Source organism: Nostoc sp. ChiSLP03a, assembly GCF_034531215.2.
Classification (GTDB): Bacteria; Cyanobacteriota; Cyanobacteriia; order Cyanobacteriales; family Nostocaceae; genus Nostoc.
Window position 1 is genome coordinate 1 of sequence record NZ_JAVRBQ020000168.1, and the last position, 17,748, is coordinate 17,748.

At 38.6% G+C, this 17,748-nt stretch carries 14 protein-coding genes and 2 pseudogenes; 10 read left to right on the plus strand and 6 right to left on the minus strand.

The features are described from left to right. A pseudogene (locus RMY32_RS28575) lies at positions 1-120 on the plus strand (IS630 family transposase); the annotation flags it as partial. A 55-nt stretch (positions 121-175) separates the two neighbouring features. On the opposite strand, the pseudogene RMY32_RS28580 reads toward RMY32_RS28575, so the two are convergent. From RMY32_RS28580 to argS, 3 genes and pseudogenes are all read right to left on the minus strand, one after another. Beyond that, positions 176-634 (minus strand): annotated as a pseudogene (locus RMY32_RS28580) (cobalamin biosynthesis protein); the annotation flags it as partial. Between the two features lie 8 nt (positions 635-642). Beyond that, positions 643-1,206 carry a Uma2 family endonuclease gene (locus RMY32_RS28585; protein ID WP_322712370.1) on the minus strand — a complete coding sequence of 188 codons (564 nt, stop codon included), beginning with the start codon at positions 1,204-1,206 and terminating at the stop codon, positions 643-645. A 125-nt stretch (positions 1,207-1,331) separates the two neighbouring features. Further along, complete coding sequence (gene argS / locus RMY32_RS28590; protein WP_322707380.1) at positions 1,332-3,095, minus strand: arginine--tRNA ligase; 1,764 nt, start codon at positions 3,093-3,095, stop codon at positions 1,332-1,334. 725 nt (positions 3,096-3,820) lie between these two features. Between argS and RMY32_RS28595 the strand changes: the two genes are divergently transcribed. Further along, entirely contained in the window at positions 3,821-4,654 is an 834-nt protein-coding gene (locus tag RMY32_RS28595) for a DUF4114 domain-containing protein (protein WP_322712372.1), read from the plus strand. Between the two features lie 221 nt (positions 4,655-4,875). On the opposite strand, the gene RMY32_RS28600 is transcribed toward RMY32_RS28595, so the two are convergent. Next, entirely contained in the window at positions 4,876-6,144 is a 1,269-nt protein-coding gene (locus RMY32_RS28600) for a tetratricopeptide repeat protein (RefSeq protein WP_322712373.1), read from the minus strand. Positions 6,145-6,366: 222 nt separating this feature from the next. On the opposite strand from RMY32_RS28600, the gene RMY32_RS28605 reads away from it, so the two are divergent. Next, complete coding sequence (locus RMY32_RS28605) at positions 6,367-7,515, plus strand: DUF711 family protein (protein ID WP_322712375.1); 1,149 nt, start codon at positions 6,367-6,369, stop codon at positions 7,513-7,515. Positions 7,516-7,517: 2 nt separating this feature from the next. On the opposite strand, the gene RMY32_RS28610 is transcribed toward RMY32_RS28605, so the two are convergent. Further along, positions 7,518-8,186, minus strand: coding sequence for a 2OG-Fe dioxygenase family protein (locus tag RMY32_RS28610; RefSeq protein ID WP_322712376.1), 669 nt, complete (start codon positions 8,184-8,186; stop codon positions 7,518-7,520). 239 nt (positions 8,187-8,425) lie between these two features. Between RMY32_RS28610 and sfsA the strand changes: the two genes are divergently transcribed. Continuing rightward, positions 8,426-9,151 (plus strand): DNA/RNA nuclease SfsA, encoded by a 726-nt coding sequence (gene sfsA / locus RMY32_RS28615; protein WP_322712377.1) that lies wholly within the window; start codon positions 8,426-8,428, stop codon positions 9,149-9,151. 192 nt (positions 9,152-9,343) lie between these two features. On the opposite strand, the gene RMY32_RS28620 is transcribed toward sfsA, so the two are convergent. Then, a complete protein-coding gene (locus RMY32_RS28620; protein ID WP_322712379.1) occupies positions 9,344-9,745 on the minus strand; it encodes a fasciclin domain-containing protein in 402 nt (133 codons plus the stop codon). A gap of 858 nt (positions 9,746-10,603) precedes the next feature. On the opposite strand from RMY32_RS28620, the gene modA reads away from it, so the two are divergent. From modA to RMY32_RS28650, 6 genes are all read left to right on the plus strand, one after another. Further along, positions 10,604-11,458 carry a molybdate ABC transporter substrate-binding protein gene (gene modA, locus RMY32_RS28625; RefSeq protein WP_322712381.1) on the plus strand — a complete coding sequence of 285 codons (855 nt, stop codon included), beginning with the start codon at positions 10,604-10,606 and terminating at the stop codon, positions 11,456-11,458. Between the two features lie 66 nt (positions 11,459-11,524). Then, a complete protein-coding gene (locus tag RMY32_RS28630; protein WP_322712382.1) occupies positions 11,525-12,130 on the plus strand; it encodes a DUF642 domain-containing protein in 606 nt (201 codons plus the stop codon). Between the two features lie 386 nt (positions 12,131-12,516). Next, positions 12,517-13,170 (plus strand): DUF642 domain-containing protein, encoded by a 654-nt coding sequence (locus RMY32_RS28635; RefSeq protein WP_322712383.1) that lies wholly within the window; start codon positions 12,517-12,519, stop codon positions 13,168-13,170. Between the two features lie 786 nt (positions 13,171-13,956). After that, entirely contained in the window at positions 13,957-16,083 is a 2,127-nt protein-coding gene (locus RMY32_RS28640; protein WP_322712385.1) for an acylase, read from the plus strand. Positions 16,084-16,344: 261 nt separating this feature from the next. Further along, a complete protein-coding gene (locus RMY32_RS28645) occupies positions 16,345-16,455 on the plus strand; it encodes an iron chelate uptake ABC transporter family permease subunit (RefSeq protein ID WP_322712387.1) in 111 nt (36 codons plus the stop codon). A 206-nt stretch (positions 16,456-16,661) separates the two neighbouring features. Continuing rightward, positions 16,662-17,483, plus strand: a complete 822-nt coding sequence (locus RMY32_RS28650; RefSeq protein WP_409884215.1) for an ABC transporter ATP-binding protein — start codon at positions 16,662-16,664, stop codon at positions 17,481-17,483. The last annotated feature ends 265 nt before the right edge of the window (positions 17,484-17,748 follow it).

Below are 17,748 nucleotides of genomic sequence, written 5' to 3' on the forward strand. Positions count from 1 at the left end.
CCCGAGCTTAACAAAATTGAGCGATGTTGGTCATGGTTAAAAAGCCGAATTCGTAAGCAAATAATTCAATTTGGCTGTCTGAGAGATGCGATGGAAGCTGTGCTTCACACAGCGGCTTAACCGCCTTGGCGGTTGCTATAATACTAATAATATTTAAAGCTTGGGCAACAGCAAGAGTTACCGCTCCTGGTTGCCCTTGCATTTGGAAAATTTGTTTAGGAACTAAAAACTTCACTCGCAATTCTTCTATGTTTGTAAAGGGGAAAACAGTCAAAGATGTGAGTTGAGAAGCTGCAAGAATAGCAGCTGCCTCTGCTACGCTAGGTGTACCTACTTTATCGTCGATAATTGTGGCAGGGTTGGGGACACAGACAGAGCGAAGTATTTCCGCAGAAAAGGTTTTTAGGGGCAAATTGCGGAGGCGACAAAGTTTGACTAAGCCAACTTCTGAGGCTTTAGTATCAATGGTAGCAATACCTGCGATCGCACCTGGAAAAAGTTGATTTTCTCGAAAGACTTGCTCAATTGCCAGATCGATCAACTCCCATGATGTTCCCCGTTTACAACCGATTCCTATCCATAAAACCTGTTGTATTTGCTGTATTTCCTTACTCAGGCTGTCAAGGTTTGACATGATTGGGTTTACTCCACCAGCCAACCAAATAAATCTCCCACCGTTAGCCTCAACTCACTTGCAAAATCTGGCACAGGAAGTAAAGCTTCTAGTTCATCCAACATAAGTGGTTGTTGATTGCGGATGTAGACAAATACCGTTTGTTCTTCTGGATCGATCAGCCAACCCATTTGTGTTTCAAAATTCAGGCAATGCAAGATATTTTTTGTGACTTTCGTTTGTCTTTGGTCAGGTGATAGAATCTCGATAGTCCAATCGGGAGCGGCTGAAAATAAATTTGCTACCCTGCCATTTTCTTTGCGAGGTATTCTCTCCCAGGTAAATACCGCTACATCCGGGACAATTGATCTGCCACCAAAAGTACACCGCAGTTCTGGATGTGCTCGTGCAACTTTTTGGGGTTTCAATATAGCATTAATAAAAATAATCAATTCACCTTGAATAGTGCTATGTTCTCCCTGTGCCATTGGTTTTTGAATAATTTGGCCATCGATGTATTCATTAGCGGGCTTCGTTTCTGGTAACATTAGAAACTCTGCCAAAGTTATGTTTTTAGATGGTGTCCGTACCATAAGCGATCGCCTCCAGTCCAGCAATTCTAATTAAAAAACCGCAAAGTACACAAAGAAGCTTTAACTTAACTTTTACTCTGCGTACCTTTGCGCTACCTCAGCGTAACTTTGCGTTAAAAAAAATATTACATCCTCTCCAATACCTGAATTCCCAACAAAGATAATCCCAGCTTCAGAGTTCTAGCAGTCAAATCACATAAAACTAAACGGGATGTGCGCTGCGGTTCCTGTGCCTCTAACACCTGAACTCCCTGATTGCGATCGTAAAACTGATTAAACTTTTTACTCAGTTCGTACAAATACTCACATAAACGATTGGGAAGCAAGTCTTGCTCTACACTACTAATAATTTCATCCAGTTGAAGTAAATATTTTGCCAGCGCTAATTCTGTTTCATGCTCTAACAAAACAGCATTATTTTCCAACTCTTTAAAGTTAATATCACCCTTGCGGCTAATCCCTTGAATCCGCGCATAAGCGTACAACATATAGGGCGCAGTGTTACCTTTAAAATCCAGCATTTTGTCGTAGCTAAAAATGTAGTTACTGGTGCGATTTTGGCTTAAGTCTGCATACTTAACTGCGCTGATTCCAACTACTCTAGCAACTTCATTAATGAAATCTTCACTTTCTTGGCGTTCTTCTTCTTGTAATCTAGTGTTTAAGTCAGCATGGGCACGAGAAACAGCTTCATCTAATAAATCCCGCAAACGCACACTGTCCCCAAAACGAGTTTGGATTCTTTTACCATCTTCTCCTAACACCAACCCAAAGGGAACATGCACTAATTCCACATCATCAGGAATCCATCCGGCTTTGCGTGCTACTTGGAAAAATTGAGCAAAGTGGTTTCCTTGTCCAGCATCTGTGACATAAATTATCCGCTTTGCTCGATCCTGCTGAATCCGGTAACGGAGAGATGCTAAATCTGTTGTGGCGTAGTTATAACCACCATCTGATTTCTGCACAATTAAGGGCAAAGGTTCACCTTCTCTATTTGTAAACCCTTCCAAGAAAACACATTTTGCCCCTTGGTTTTCTACAAGTAACCCAGATTTTTCTAAATCTTCCACAACTCCTGGTAGCAAGGGATTGTAGAAAGATTCGCCTCGTTCAGTTAACTTGATATCCAATAACTCATAAATTACTTGAAACTCCCGCCGTGATTGTTCGCACAAAAGTTTCCAAGCATGGAGTGTATCTTCTGCACCTGCTTGTAATCTGACAACTTCTTGGCGTGCTGTTTCTTGAAAAGCTTCATCGGCATCAAACCGCAGTTTAGCTTTGCGATAAAAAGAGACTAAATCACCAATATCTAAAGCATTCGCGGTGGTAAGAGCGTCTGGGTAAACTTCGCGCAGATAGGCGATTAACATCCCAAACTGCGTACCCCAATCACCGACATGATTTAACCGCAGTACATCGTGTCCAAGAAATTCTAAAATCCGGGCGATGGAATCACCAATAATCGTCGAACGCAAGTGTCCGACGTGCATTTCTTTGGCAATATTGGGACTAGAAAAATCCACAATTTCCCGTTTCGGCGTTTTCGCGGCTGGAACTCCCAGTCTGGGATCTGCTTGAATCGCGTTTAATTGTGCTTCTAAGTATGCTGTTTTCAGTTTGAGATTGATAAATCCTGGGCCAGCGATTTCCGGGGGTTCGCAGATTTCGGATATATCTAATTTACCAACGATCGCACCTGCGATCGCTCTTGGTTGCAATCCTAACTTTTTACTCAGGGATAAAGCCACATTAGCCTGATAATCGCCAAATTTAGGATTGCTAGCAGTAACCAAAATTGGATCTACTCCAGCAAAGTCAGCGCCAAAAGCCGCGATTAAAGCCTGCTCTAAGAGAGCTTTTAGTTTTTCTTGTGTAGCGTTCATATATAGATTTTATCTGTGAAAGGGGAATGTAGCTCTGGAAAAGCTTGATTATTTTAACCTTAAAAGATATTCATCAAGTCTAATCAAAGACTGCCATTTTAAGGTAAAACCCCCTTAAATTGTCTCCCATCGTCGGCATAACTTCTAGATTCTGACGATACCGAAGTCGATTTTGACAGACTACTAGTTAATCAAGTCAACTAAAGCGTAGTACGTAGTAAACACTTTAGCGCTTAAAACAAAGACCAAACTTATTTACCCAGGTTTCATTGATTTGATAGATTACTACGTTTCCCAACGTAAGTACGGAGATCATCTCTATTTTTATAGCAGCGTATTAACTAAGCCTTAGCTTCGTTGATACGGATGACGGAACACCATTACTTATCTACCTCATTTAAATGAAAATGCCTATAGATTAAGCTTTTAGCTTTTCACTATAGAAATTGCATATCTGATTTTCATAAAAAGTATATATTCTTCATTAAATTTTAATCATGCATAAGTTTAACTACTAAGTGTTGATAACAGTGTCATCCTAGATAAAAAATCTATTTTTTCAGTAAAAATACTTTAGATAAAGCGCTATTTAAATATACTAGCAAAAGTAAATAGACAGATTGACGTTGCTGAAGTCTAGCTGTTAGAAGTAAGAGACAACTGAAGAGAGATAGCTGCTCAAAAAGCATTATCTAAATTGTCTTTCCTACTTAATGGCTCATAATATGAAACTTAATTTATTCACTGCTTTGATTGCCGCTACAGCTACATTAACCGGATTAATTTCCAAAGTAGAAATTGCATCTGCTGCTGATTTTAATTGGAATAGTTCATGGACTCAACCAACTGTATACAATAAGTCTCAAACTGGTTTTAACGACACTCCTTTTCAGCAATTTGTCCAAGCAGAAAGTGTTGCTCTTCCAAACAGCGGACAATTTAAATTAGACCCCAGTAAATTAAATTTAAAATACGACCACGATGTTTCTGTTTACTTTATTAATGAGGGCGCAGGTTATAGAAACCAGTTAGCCTTTGAAGCTACAGGAACTACTAACAAATCTGGGCTACTTTTTAATGATATTTCTTGTGAAGGAGATGGATGTGTTGGCGGCTGGGGCGGTAACGCACTAAAACTAGGTGATGGGGTCAAAGTTGGTAATGTTACCGCAGGTACTCAACTAGATTTATGGTTGAGAGCTGATGGTTTGAATCGTGGCAACTCTGCCAATATCTTTGGTACTGACACTGCCTCTAACGCTGACGGACTACAGCACGCAGTTGCTTATGCTTACAACAACTACATCCTCCTGGCATTTGAGGATTTATACGGAAATTTATACGCTTCAGGGGTAGATTCTGCAACAGGTAAGTGGAACGAAGGTTCCGATCGCGACTTTAATGATGTTGTCGTCGTTCTTGATATCGGCGAGGCAAATGTTAAAGCGTTAATTGGTGCTACCGTTCCTGAACCATCTGTTACTCTATCAATGTTTGCGGTGGGAGCAGTTAGTATGTTTGGATTGCGCCGTCGCCGTCAAAGTCGCACTTCTAACTAAACTTTGAGACGGTACTAAATATAAACTGCATTTAGTTTCATTGGAAAATAACAAGCGATCGCATTTTCACCCGTATAAATAATGTACGGGTGATTTTACGTTTGTTGTGGCATTTATAAGCTAAAGCACATCTATTTTGTATATTAAAATTTTCTCAGTATCTTGTGGGGTGGACATCTTGTCCGCCCTGATTATGCAACTTGAATGCTGATTAGCTTATTTTATCTATTGCGATCGCGTTCTAAATCATCAATCACTTTTTGCAAATACCACTCGTCTGACATCCCAGGATAATAATCTTTGTTTTGCTGAATCAATCGTTCGGCAATTTCCCAATATCCTCCAACCATTCGTAAAAGTCGCTGACGTAGCAGGTGATATTTTTGCTTTTTTGACTCTGGACTAAATTTCTGGATTTTTTCGAGGCTATTTAAGACTTGTTGATAATTTTCCCAGTCTTCTTGTTCGCAAAAGATACTCCCCGCCCGTTGGTAATCTTCCACGGCGTTTTGTATTTCTTCTAAGCAAGTATAAGCAATGCCGCGATTGTAATAAGCTTGAGCATCATCAGAATTAATTTGCAGCGCTTGGGTGTAATCTTGAATTGCACCGAGATAATTACCCGTTGTCCGATAGACATTACCTCTGGCAATATAAACTAAGCCATCTTCGGGTTGCATCTGGACTGCTTGGTTAAGATCCGCGATCGCACCTTGATGATCTCCTAAGAGAGAACGGGCTTTACCTCGGTTGCGATAGACAATGGCATCTTGAAAATTTAGTCGTAATGCTTGATTAAAATCTGCGATCGCTTCTCGATAATTTCCCATTTTACAACGCACAACCCCACGACAGCAGTAAGCTTGGGCATCTTGCGGATCGGCTTTTAATACCCAGTTTAAATCGGCTATTGCTTCTTGAGTATCTCCCTTTTCAGCTTTTTCTAATAATTGTGTGAAATAATCATTGGTAGATAAAATCGGCGCATTAGTGGCACGCGATTCCTCAAGGACAGGTAATTCTTTAGGTTGTAGCTGTTTAATTCGTTCTAGACAAAGACGACAATTCTCTTTATCCTGTTGCTCTAGATATAACCCAGCAGCTTTTTTAAAGTTAGCGATCGCATCTTGAATATAACCCTGTTTGCGCCGCACCATTCCCCGCAGATTATAAGCAGCAGCATAATTGAGATTGAGACGAATTGCGCGTTCTACATCATCTAGCGCCCCCGGTAAATTTTTCAGCGCTACCCTAGCCAATCCCCGACAATAATATGCCTCCACACTCTCAGGATTCAGCTTCAGGGCTTCGGTATAATCTGAAACAGCTTTCAGGATTGCTCCTGAGTCATAATGTGCTAAACCCCGTTGTAAATAAGCTTCGCTAAAGTAAGGTGTCAGTTGTAAAGCATGGTTAAATTCCTCAATTGCTCCCGCGTAGTCTTTTCGCCTAGCCTTTTCCAATCCCCTATTGTAGAATTCGTCATTCATGGCATTTGTTTGGTTGATTCAGTTCATTGAATTCCAGCAGACTTCTTTTGTAGCCTAACCTATGCACTCATCTTCATATTTTAAGTATATTTCATATTTTTTCTGAAATAAAAACAACACGCTATCCTAAGTTGTTATAAATGGAATTTATCCAATAGAATATTGTACACGTCCAGATTCTAGAGTTAAGTTTAATTAAAAGCTCGCTAATTATTTATACTAATGAAAATTAGAACTATTACAACAGGTATATCAATTCAATCTCTGCAATATCAGGAAAAAATTAAGCAAGCTGCTGAGTTTAATCAGCAGGTACAGATTTTGTTTGAAAAACAAGGATATGAAGTCCAAACAACTAGAATTGCTACTAATAGCTGGGAAGAATATCTGCAAGGCTTATCTAAAATCGAAATTATTAATGAAATTCAAGCTCTCGAACAACTTTGTCAAAGTTTGAATATCAGCTTTTTCAATATTGGTTATGCCAGCAAATCGGAGACTATAGATATAATTCCAGATATCAATAAAAATACATCAATTATTTATTGCTCTAGCAAAATTGGGGACAGAGAAAACGGTATAATTTTTGAGAATGCTAAGGAATCTGCCAAAGTTATTAAACGTATTTCCCAAGAAAGTGAAAATGGCTATGGTAATTTTCATTTTTGTGCATGGGCAAACTGCCAGCCAGATATCCCATTTTTTCCTACGGCATATCATACAGGCAATACATCTTTTGCTCTAGGTTTAGAGTTAGGCGATTTGGTAATGCAAGCATTTTCACAAGCCAACAATATGACTACAGCAGAGCAAAACCTGCAATTACTTTTAGAATTAGAATTAAATAAAATCGCAGTTATTGCTGAAAAAATCTCCGATAAATTTGCCGTTATATATAGAGGAATTGATACATCTATAGCTCCATCTTTAGATAAAGAAAATAGTATTGCTTTTGCTTATGAAAAATTGATTAATGGCAAGTTTGGGCATTCGGGAACTCTGGCAATTTCTGGGATGCTGACTCGCGTATTGAAAAATCTATCAGTAAAAATCTGTGGTTATTCTGGACTGATGCTTCCAGTTTGTGAAGATGTTGGACTAGCTACCAGAGCTAATGAGCAAACATATAATATTACAAATTTATTATTATATTCAGCAGTTTGTGGCTGTGGACTGGATACAGTTCCGATTCCAGGTGATATCACAATAGAAAAAATTACAGCTTTATTAATTGATATGGCAACTTTAGCCATCAAATTAGATAAACCACTATCAGCACGATTATTTCCAATTCCAAATAAAAAAGCTGGGGAAATGACTACATTCAATTCCCCATATCTCGTAGATTGTAAAATATTTACGGTTGACTAAAATTATTCTGAAAGCAAGCTGGGAGAAGTTAGCACAAAAACATCTCTACTTCCTTGAGCATCAATCTGTGGTTTGATCGGAGTGGTAAAGTGGAAAAAATCACGATCGTTGACTAATAATAGTTCTCCCGGATTTAGAACTTTGCTAAACACGGGCTTTTGTTTTTTGTCAGTATATAGATGTGTTTCTCCACCTTGAATGTTATCTCTATCTACTGAAAATATACCGATAAAATCAGTACCATCTTGATGGATACCTTCAGGTGCTGGATTACCCAAATTATCTGCCGAACAAATAGTTCTAATTTGATGAACTCCGATTTCAGCTTCAGGATGAAGTTTACAAGAATCACTGAATGCTAAGACAAGATTCTTAAAAATATCAAGTTCTATAAGTGCATCTTCTAATTCTGCAAACTCTCTTTTTATGTCACCCACTAATGGATTATACTCTTTACTTTGAAAGAGGTAGCCATGAGGTAATTTGATTAATTGATTTCCATAAACTGTAAACCGAGATAATCTTCTGGAACGATAAGTGCCTTTGATATAAGGGTCAATAGGCATATTACTAAAAAATGCCTTAAAACCTTCTAGATTGATAGAATTTACCTTTCTGAGAGTAAACAGAAAAGCATATTCTAATTCCGTTGCTGTCCACACTTTTTGCATAGGATTTACCTCCTTGCACATTGAAATTCTCCCAGATTTTTATGGGAGGCTTGTAATACTTAGTATATGCTACTTTTTATTACTATGTTGTCAATTTGACTACAAAAATTGACAATACATGATATACAAAGTTACTCAAATGCTGTCGCAGGGCAGAGTAGCTGCTGAAAAGATTTGCAGATATGGGTTCGGTGGGCAAAGAATCGACGTATATTTACAAACAGCAACAAGGTTCCATAATGATAGATTGGCTTTATAAGTACCCGCCTTTGTATCCCGGTATTTTACTCAAGCGTTACAAGCGGTTTTTTGCTGACGTTCAACTGACTTCTGGCGAAATAGTGACAGCACACTGTCCTAATACAGGGCCAATGATTGGAGTATCGACACCTCTAAGTGCAGTACAGCTTTCCAAAAGCGATAATCTTAACCGCAAATTGGCTTACACTCTAGAACTAATTCAGGTACATGATAATGAGCCGACTTGGGTAGGCATAAATACTTTTTTGCCCAATCGGGTGGTAAAGCTAGCTTTGGCGAAACATCTTTTTCCAGAATTGGGCGACTACAGCCAAATCAAGGGCGAGGTGGTTTATGGGCTAGATAAAAAAAGTCGAGTAGATTTTTTCTTGACGGGAAGTGATAAGGAACGCCCGATTTATTTAGAAGTGAAAAATACAACTTTGTCTGAAGGGAGATTAGCTTTATTTCCTGACACGGAGACTACAAGAGGACAAAAACACTTGCGAGAACTGATGGCGCTGTTACCTTTGACTCGTGCGGTGATGCTTTACTTTATCAATCGCGGTGATTGTATCGAATTCTCCCCTGGTGATCGCACAGATCCTATATATGGTAAATTATTGCGGGATGCGATCGCTCTTGGTTTAGAAGTTTTACCTTGTCGTTTTGAAATTTCCCCCGAAGGTATCCGTTATTTGGGTTTAGCAAAACTAAAAATTTGATTGCATTTAATTAAGAGAGACTAGCAATTGCAAAGTTTCTACACGCATAAAACAATAAATCCATCTAGACAGTATCTAGATGGATTTGTTGGTAGTTGATGTTTACTAAAAAACATTCAACCAGATTGTCATGAAGAAATCACTATAGGTAGTCGTCACCCGAAAAATAGCATTCGCTATTCTGACGTTGGGTTATGCAGGAATCAAAACTGTGTCAATGACGTGGATGACACCGTTATCAGCAGCAACATCTGCTGTTGCAACTGTTGCATCATTGATCTTAACGCCGTTAGATGCGTCAATTTTTACATCTGAACCTTCAACTGTTTTAGCTGACTTCAGTTTAACTACATCAGCAGCCAGTACTTTGCCTGAGACAACATGATAGGTCAAGATTTTCTTGAGCTTGGGAATATCTTGAAGTAATGCGTCTACTGTACCTGCTGGAAGCTTATTAAATGCTTCATCGGTGGGTGCAAAAACGGTAAATGGTCCATCACCTTGAAGTGTATCTACCAGACCAGCTGCTTGGATTGCTGCAACTAGTGTGTTGAAAGAACCATTGTTAGTAGCAGTGTCAATTATGTTGGCCATGTGTTTTACCTAGTTCTGTGTAACTTGTTACAAATCTAAACTATTGAGTTAATAAAATCTATCTATCATTAGGCGTATGTCAAATCATTTTTGTTATTGATATCATAAAAGTTTATATAAATTTATATATTAAGTAACAAATTATACGTACATTTTCCAGGTGGATGAGTTATGGGTACTGCTAGATGCGTAGTTTACCGCCGCAGGTATCGCTCTTTTTTACACAGTGATAGAGACCGCATCCAAAGATTGTCAGAGCAGCGATCGTATACCAATAAAGTTAGTTAAATAGATGATTGAAAATATTTAGTTGGTATAAATCAAGCTTTAGATATTTAGGAACGATATAAAAATTTTACAGATAAGGGCTATTTAGAGAATTTAAATATACTTGCATTACAATACTTGTCGGTTAAGGGGAAAAGGGGAAGGGGAAAGAAAAAACCTTTAACCTTTACCCTTTAACCTTTTCCCCAAACCCAATGCCAAGTTAAAAATGCACAAAGCGTGCAGTATTGACTTGCATTAGCTTTTTGTCAGGATTCACTAACCAAAAAAGTTGGTAATAAGCATATTTAACTGATATTATTTGATCACTAAATACATTTCACTCGCTGTTTGTCTAATTCCACTTGGAAATAACAAACGGCCATCATACCAATGCTTTTAGCAATTATGATTGCCCGTTTGTCGTTTCCAGAATTTATGATGCGTAAGATTTACGCCAAAACCTTCTCTAATTCCCATTTATCTATATCCTCTACCTTCTGTGTGGTTGGTATTTCTGTTGCCTGTGCGTAAGTCAGGTATGTGAACAATGAGACTTTTAGGTAATATTTTCTCCAAACTATAACTTTCATGAACAGAAGAAGACTTATTGCTTGGATTGCTACAGCAGTTAGCAGCATGATGCTGGTAATCGGCTTGCAGTTCGTTAATTTATCACCAGCAAGTTCTGTAACGACACTGAACGTGTATGCAGCTGTCAGCTTAACAAACGCGCTGAATGCCATTAAGACTCAGTACCAAAATGCTAACCCAGGCGTCAACGTTGTTTATACGTTTGGTGCTTCTGGTACTTTACTAAGTCAAATACAAGCAGGAGCACCAGCTGATATTTTCATTTCTGCTGCTAACAGCCAAATAGATGTATTGCAGAATTCAACCCCAAGTAAATTGATTGCAGGTAGCCGCAAAAACGTTGTCAAAAACCGTCTAGTTTTGATTGCCCCTACCACACCTCCCGTTAGTGTTGGTAGTGCTGCTATTACTAGCTTCAATGGTTTGACCAATGCCAACATTACTGGTATTGCCATAGGTGACTACACAGGTACTCCTCCAGTTGTGCCAGCAGGAAATTATGCCAAACAAGTTCTCACTAGCCGAGGTATTTTCAGCACTCTCAGTCCTAAATTATACCGTGCTAGTAATGTGCGTAACGTTTTAACTGCTGTTGAAAATAAAACTCTTTTAGTTGGAGGTGTAAATAAAACTATCAACGCAGGTGTTGTTTACAAAACTGATGCGGCTATTTCTAACAAGGTAAGAGTAGTACAAACTGCCCTCACAACAGAAAGCGATTCGATTGTTTATCCACTGAGTATACTCACCAGAACTAAAGTTTTAACGACGGCACAGAGTTTTTCTAACTACTTAAGTGGTAGTACAGCTCAGAATATCTTCAAAAATACTTACGGGTTTATCCTGCCTTAATCACCAGAAAGTAAATCAATCAAGTACTCGTTGTCGTGAATTTTGAACTATTTGGAGTTATGTCTTGTGAAGTTCACTAAAAAACTCTCAATTATTGTTTGTAGTTTGACTACTGCTTTCCTTCATACTGCTGTGATTACTAATACTTATAAGTCAGCAGCACAAGCTGAAAGACAAGAACTGATTATCAATGGGGGATTTGAATACGACTCTCTGATAGATCCTAATAATCCCGAAACTACAAATCCTAATGTTACAGGATGGGTTAAATCTGGTAATCCAATAGATACATCAGGTACTAAAATTGACAATTTTCCTAATACTGGTAAGCAAGGATTATCTCTTGGTGGATTTTCAGCCATTAGCTACATATCGCAGACTATCCCTACATTTCCTGGGCAACGCTACAAACTTACTTACTATCTTGGATCGACAGAAGAAGCACCCGATCTGAATAACAAATTTCAGGTTTTTGTAGGTGATAAAAAGGTTTATGTTCAAAAAGATACTCCTTACCAATCCTACACACAATATACGTTAAATTTTAGAGCAAAAGGAAGATCAACCGAAATAAAATTTGGCTCCCAAGCCAAGTATGCGTTTTTATATTTGGATGATGTGAGTGTCAAAGCTATACCTAAACATCAAGGAAAAAACTATGGAGATCGATAAACCACAAGTAGAAGCCTAAGTAATGTCTGGCTCAATAGTGTCAATAATTCCACTAAAATTCATCTGATTTAAAAACTCCATTATGGGTTTATTGAGAAAAATTGCCTTGGTGTATGAATTACGCTCTACATCTATAACTAACTCTTAGAAACCAGAAGAAAGTGTTCATTAGACTTCTTGGCATTTGTTGGAGAAAGGGTAAAGGGTAAGGGGGAAAGGAATAACAAAAAACCTTTAACATGCAAACATGCACCCTTTACCTACGAGAGTGCAAAAGTAACTTTTGCAAGAGGTCTCTTTTGATTGACACTACTGAAAGCCAGCATGGATGTAACTATCAACTTGTTTTCATTGTCAACATTTAAAATTATTTGGAGTCAAGTTTCATGAATTTAACTAAAAAACTCTCAATTATTGTTTTTAGTTTTACTACTACCTTAATTAGTACTGCTGCGATCGCTAATATTTATAATACAGCAGCACAAGCAGCAGAACTTGTTAAAAACGGAAGCTTTGAACTCGATCCTCTCGTAGATCCTAACAATCCCAACGCCACAAATCCGAATATTACAGACTGGACTAAGTCTGGCGATCCGATGGATGTATCAGGGATAAAAATAAGCAATTTTCCTCAGCATGGTAGTGGTAATCAGGGTTTATCACTTAGTGGATTTATAGACCTCAGCTACATATCACAGACACTTTCTACACAACCCGGTCAGCAATACGAACTTAGTTACTATTTAGCATCTATAGATGAGGCCCCTGACCTTGATAATCAATTTCAGACATTTGTAGGTGGAAATAAGCTTTTCGATCAAAAAGACATTTCTTTTCAACCATACACGCAATATAAGTTCAATTTCACGGCAGATGCGTCATCCACAGAGTTAAAGTTTGGGTCTTGGGATAAATATGGATTCTTATACTTGGATAATGTAAGTGTAAAACCTGTGTCTGAGCCATCAACTATTGGAGGAATAGTTGTTACTGCTGGTTTATTAGGAATATGGCTGAAGAAAAAGAAAGCAATTAGCTAGAAAGAACAGCCCTTTTTTTACCTTTTGGAAAAGAACATATTGTAAATCCCTCATAACTACTGTGTAGTAGTTATGAGGGATTTGGTCATCTTCCACTAAAACGGCGATCGTTCTAATATATCGATCTAACTCTCGATAATTTAGAGTCGCTGCTTGTGTTTGACACCGATCGCTACTATTGCTACTAATTTGCAATTATTCTTAGAATTTTAAAGCAACTTAGTTAAGATAGCAAGTAATTTTTAATTAAAAACTATTATTGTCTTTTACTCAAAAAAATATCACAAAAATATATCAAAAGATAGATGGCAAAACTTAATTTAATTTAAAAAACTTAGTTGCTGCTATGCCAATACCTTAACAAGACTTATATATGACTTATGTATAAGGATTTATCGCACAACATTAGTCAGATTTATAAAATTCAGAAGTTTTAATAAATGCTTGCTCAGGTGTAAGCTTTATGATAATGTCTCCTAATAGCACTAGAATTAGATGCAAATCACTCGCAGATAGCTTTTGAGAATTTCTAGAACTAGTGTTAAGCATTATTAATAATATACAATCGCTCGTCTATTCGGCATCTGTGGGATTGATGCTACTTCAAAAGCATTATTTCCACGCTAGTAGTATGGAATTTTTATCAACTTATGGTGGCATAAACAAAGGTGCTGGGATGCCTCTTTATGTATGTTGCTAGTGAGTATGGATTTAATGTCTGTTTATTACGAAATACAGACAAAAATCACTAAATTTTTCCAGTCAAATTAATTTAATCGAACCATCATGTTGAATATTGGAATTTATTTGTGGCAATTCGATCGGTCAATACTAAAAAGAAAATTTTCTAGATTTTTAGCTTTTATCCTCAGTGCCATTTTAGTTGTAGTTTTGGCAAATAACAGTTTTGCGATCGCACCCAAAACTACAGAGATATTATGGGATACTTACGGCATACCGCATATATATGGTAAAGATGCTCCAAGCGCTTTCTCTGCATTTGGTTGGGCACAAATGCAGAGTCACGCTAACTTGCTGTTGCGCCTCTATGGTCAAGCTAGGGGAAAAGCAGCCGAATACTGGGGAGAAGAGTATTTAGAATCTGATAAATGGGTACTGACGATGGGAGCATCCGATCGTGCTAATTCTTGGTATCAGGCACAAAGTCCAGCTTTCCGTAGTTATATAAATGCCTTTGCCAGTGGGATAAATACTTATGCCAAAGCCCATCCTGATTTAATTGACGAGCAAGTAAAAATAGTATTACCTGTAAAACCAGAGGATGTGTTGGCACATTTGCAAAGAGTGCTGAATTTTACTTTTGTCGTCAACCAAGAACAGGTAGCAGGTATTACTCATACTCAATCGGAAGCTGGTTCTAACGGTTGGGCGATCGCACCTAAACATTCTGCCAGTGGCAAGGCGATGTTGCTGGCAAATCCCCACTTGTTCTGGTCGGATTTATTTGTCTGGTACGAAGCCCAAATTACTGCCCCAGGAATGAATGCTTCTGGAGCAGCGCTGGTGGGAATTCCAGTTTTAGCGATCGCTTTTAACGATTATTTGGGTTGGACTCATACCGTCAATACTCATGATGGTTGGGATATATATAAGTTGAAATTAGCTGATGATGGTTATCTTTTTGATGGCAAAGTCCGTCCTTTTACAACATCAAAGTTTTTGTTAAAAGTTAAGCAAAAAAATGGCTCGTTAGTCGAACAACCATTATTAGTCAAAAATTCCGTCCACGGTGCAATCGTTCAAGAAAAAGATGGGTTTGCTGTGGCACTGCGGGTTGTCGGTACAGACCGTCCCGGTGTGTTGGAACAGTGGTGGGATATGGCGCGTTCCCAAAACTTAACCCAATTTCAAAAGGTATTGAAACGCTTGCAACTACCGATGTTTACTGTCATGTATGCAGACCGAGCCGGACATATCATGCACTTATTTAACGGTCTGGTGCCGATTCGTCAACAGGGAAACTTTCAATACTGGGAAGGTTTAATTCCTGGCGACACATCTAAGACTTTGTGGACAAAAATGCATCCATACAAAGATTTACCGCGTGTAATTGACCCGCCTAGCGGTTGGTTGCAAAATGCTAACGATCCACCTTGGACAACGACTTTCCCCGCTGTCATCAAAGCAGATGATTACCCTGCTTATATGGCTCCACGAGGAGAGATGTCTTTCCGGGCACAAAGTTCTGCAAAAATGCTGGCTGAAGATCCAAAAATTTCTTTTGCGGAAATGATTAAGTACAAACATTCCACCAAAATGGAACTTGCAGAACGCATCCTCGATGATTTAATTCCCGCAGCTCAAAAATATGGCGATGAATTAGCCCGTCGTGCTGCTGATATTTTAGCTGCTTGGAATCGCAATGCTGATGCTGATAGTCGAGGCGCGGTATTGTTTTCTTTTTGGTGGCAAGAAATGGATAAAAACCAAACCTTCAGTATTCCTTGGAGTGAGAACTCGCCGCGCACCACACCCGATGGTTTAAAAAACCCAGAAAGTGCGGCGAAAGCGCTACAAATAGCAGCAACAAAAGTCGAAAAAGCTTATGGAAAGCTAGATGTTGCTTGGGGTGAAGTTTTCCGAGTGCGTAGCGGAAACTTAGATTTACCTGCCAATGGTGGCGATGGGGATCTAGGAATATTCCGCGTCCTCAATTTTGCTCCAGCTAGCGATGAACGCTTTCAAGCTGTTGCTGGTGATAGTTATGTTGCAACCATTGAGTTTTCGCAACCAGTAAAAGCAATGGCTCTCATCAGCTACGGTAACGCTACTCAACCCGGTTCACCCCACATTACTGACCAACTACCACTGTTTTCTCGCAAGCAATTGCGTTCTGTTTGGCGAACTCGGAAAGATGTACTAGCACATTTGGAGGAACGCAAAACTTTTTGAGAACTGCGCTAACCATGAGTTATGCATCAAAAGCCTGCCTGTACAGTTTGAAGATTGTTCTTTTGATAACGCTTGTTAGTATTTCTTTACCAGCGTTGTCAGAAGACAAACAACTGAATAATGATGAAGCACAGATTCTTCAGACTGAAATTAGCGATCGCATCAAATAGCAAATTCTAATTATGTTAATGCTAAATACAAACCCACGCGATCGCTTTTGGTAATATTGGTGGGTGCAGCAATGTCTACTCTGGTGCAATTATGCAGGGTGTAACTCGTAATCCATTGGCCGATCTTGGTATTTTGGGGGTGAATGGAGGTGCAGTTTTTGCTGTAATAATTAGTATTGTTCTATATTGGCAAGGTAATTAGTTATGATTCTCATAGTACTTGCACCCTACGCGCCAGTTGCTCATGCCATGACTGCGCTGGCTCCTTTTAATCCCCGATCTACCTGCGGGAAGGGGGAAGCAAAGCGCTGATTTCGTGGGGTGGGGTTCTTTGGGTTTAATTAAGTCATCAAGTAGATATGATATTACATACTTACAAAATTCTCAAAGATTCTCTTAAGTTTAATTATGTCAATGTCATTATCGAGCGATAATTTACATTACCAACTGTCAGCAAAGAATTTGACTTTGGGTTATGATAATATAACTATTATTAAGGATTTAGATTTAAATATACCACCAGGAAAAATAACTGCTTTAGTTGGTGCAAATGGTTCTGGAAAATCCACTTTATTACGGGGTTTAGCAAGATTATTAAAACCTCGTGTTGGCACAATTTATTTAGATACAACAGATTTATTTAAGCTATCAACAAAAGATGTTGCTAAAAAATTAGGAATTCTTACCCAAGGCCCCGTTCCACCAGAAGGATTAACCGTTCGAGATTTGGTAGCTTGTGGAAGGTTTCCTTATCAAAATTGGTTGCAGCAGTGGACAAAAGAAGATGGAAAATTAGTAGAACTAGCGTTAGAAATTACTGGAATTAAATATTTGGCAGAACGCGAGTTAGATACTCTTTCCGGTGGACAGCGACAACGTGCTTGGATTGCAATGGCATTAGCTCAAGATACAGATATTTTATTGTTAGATGAACCAACTACTTTTTTAGATTTGGCGCACCAAATAGAAGTTTTAGATTTATTGTATGATTTGAACCAAAATCAGCAACGAACGATTGTCATGGTGTTACACGATTTGAATCACGCCTGTCGTTATGCTGATTATTTAGTAGCAGTGAAAGAAGGTGAAATTTTTGCAGTTGGCGAACCTCATTTGGTGATTACTGAGAAGATGGTAAGGGAAGTGTTTGGATTGGAATGTCGGGTTATCCCAGACCCGGTTTCCGGTACACCGATGTGTATACCAGTGGGAAGAAAGGGGAGAACATAGAAACAAATTAAAACCTTACACAGCAGAATACAGTTTAGTTAAGCATTTCTTCTTTCTTGTCTTGCAGAGTACGGAATAAGTTTTGTAATTAGCAGCGATCGCAAAACATCTCGCAGATATGCAATGCTCTCTTCTGAAATTAAATTGCTGTATTTTTTGCAGATATAGCACAAGTCTTGGTGGTTAGGACATCAACAGACGATAAAACTTAGACACAAAAAGGCTTTTCACCCAGTCCCCAGTCCCTTGCTATATCTAATACAGT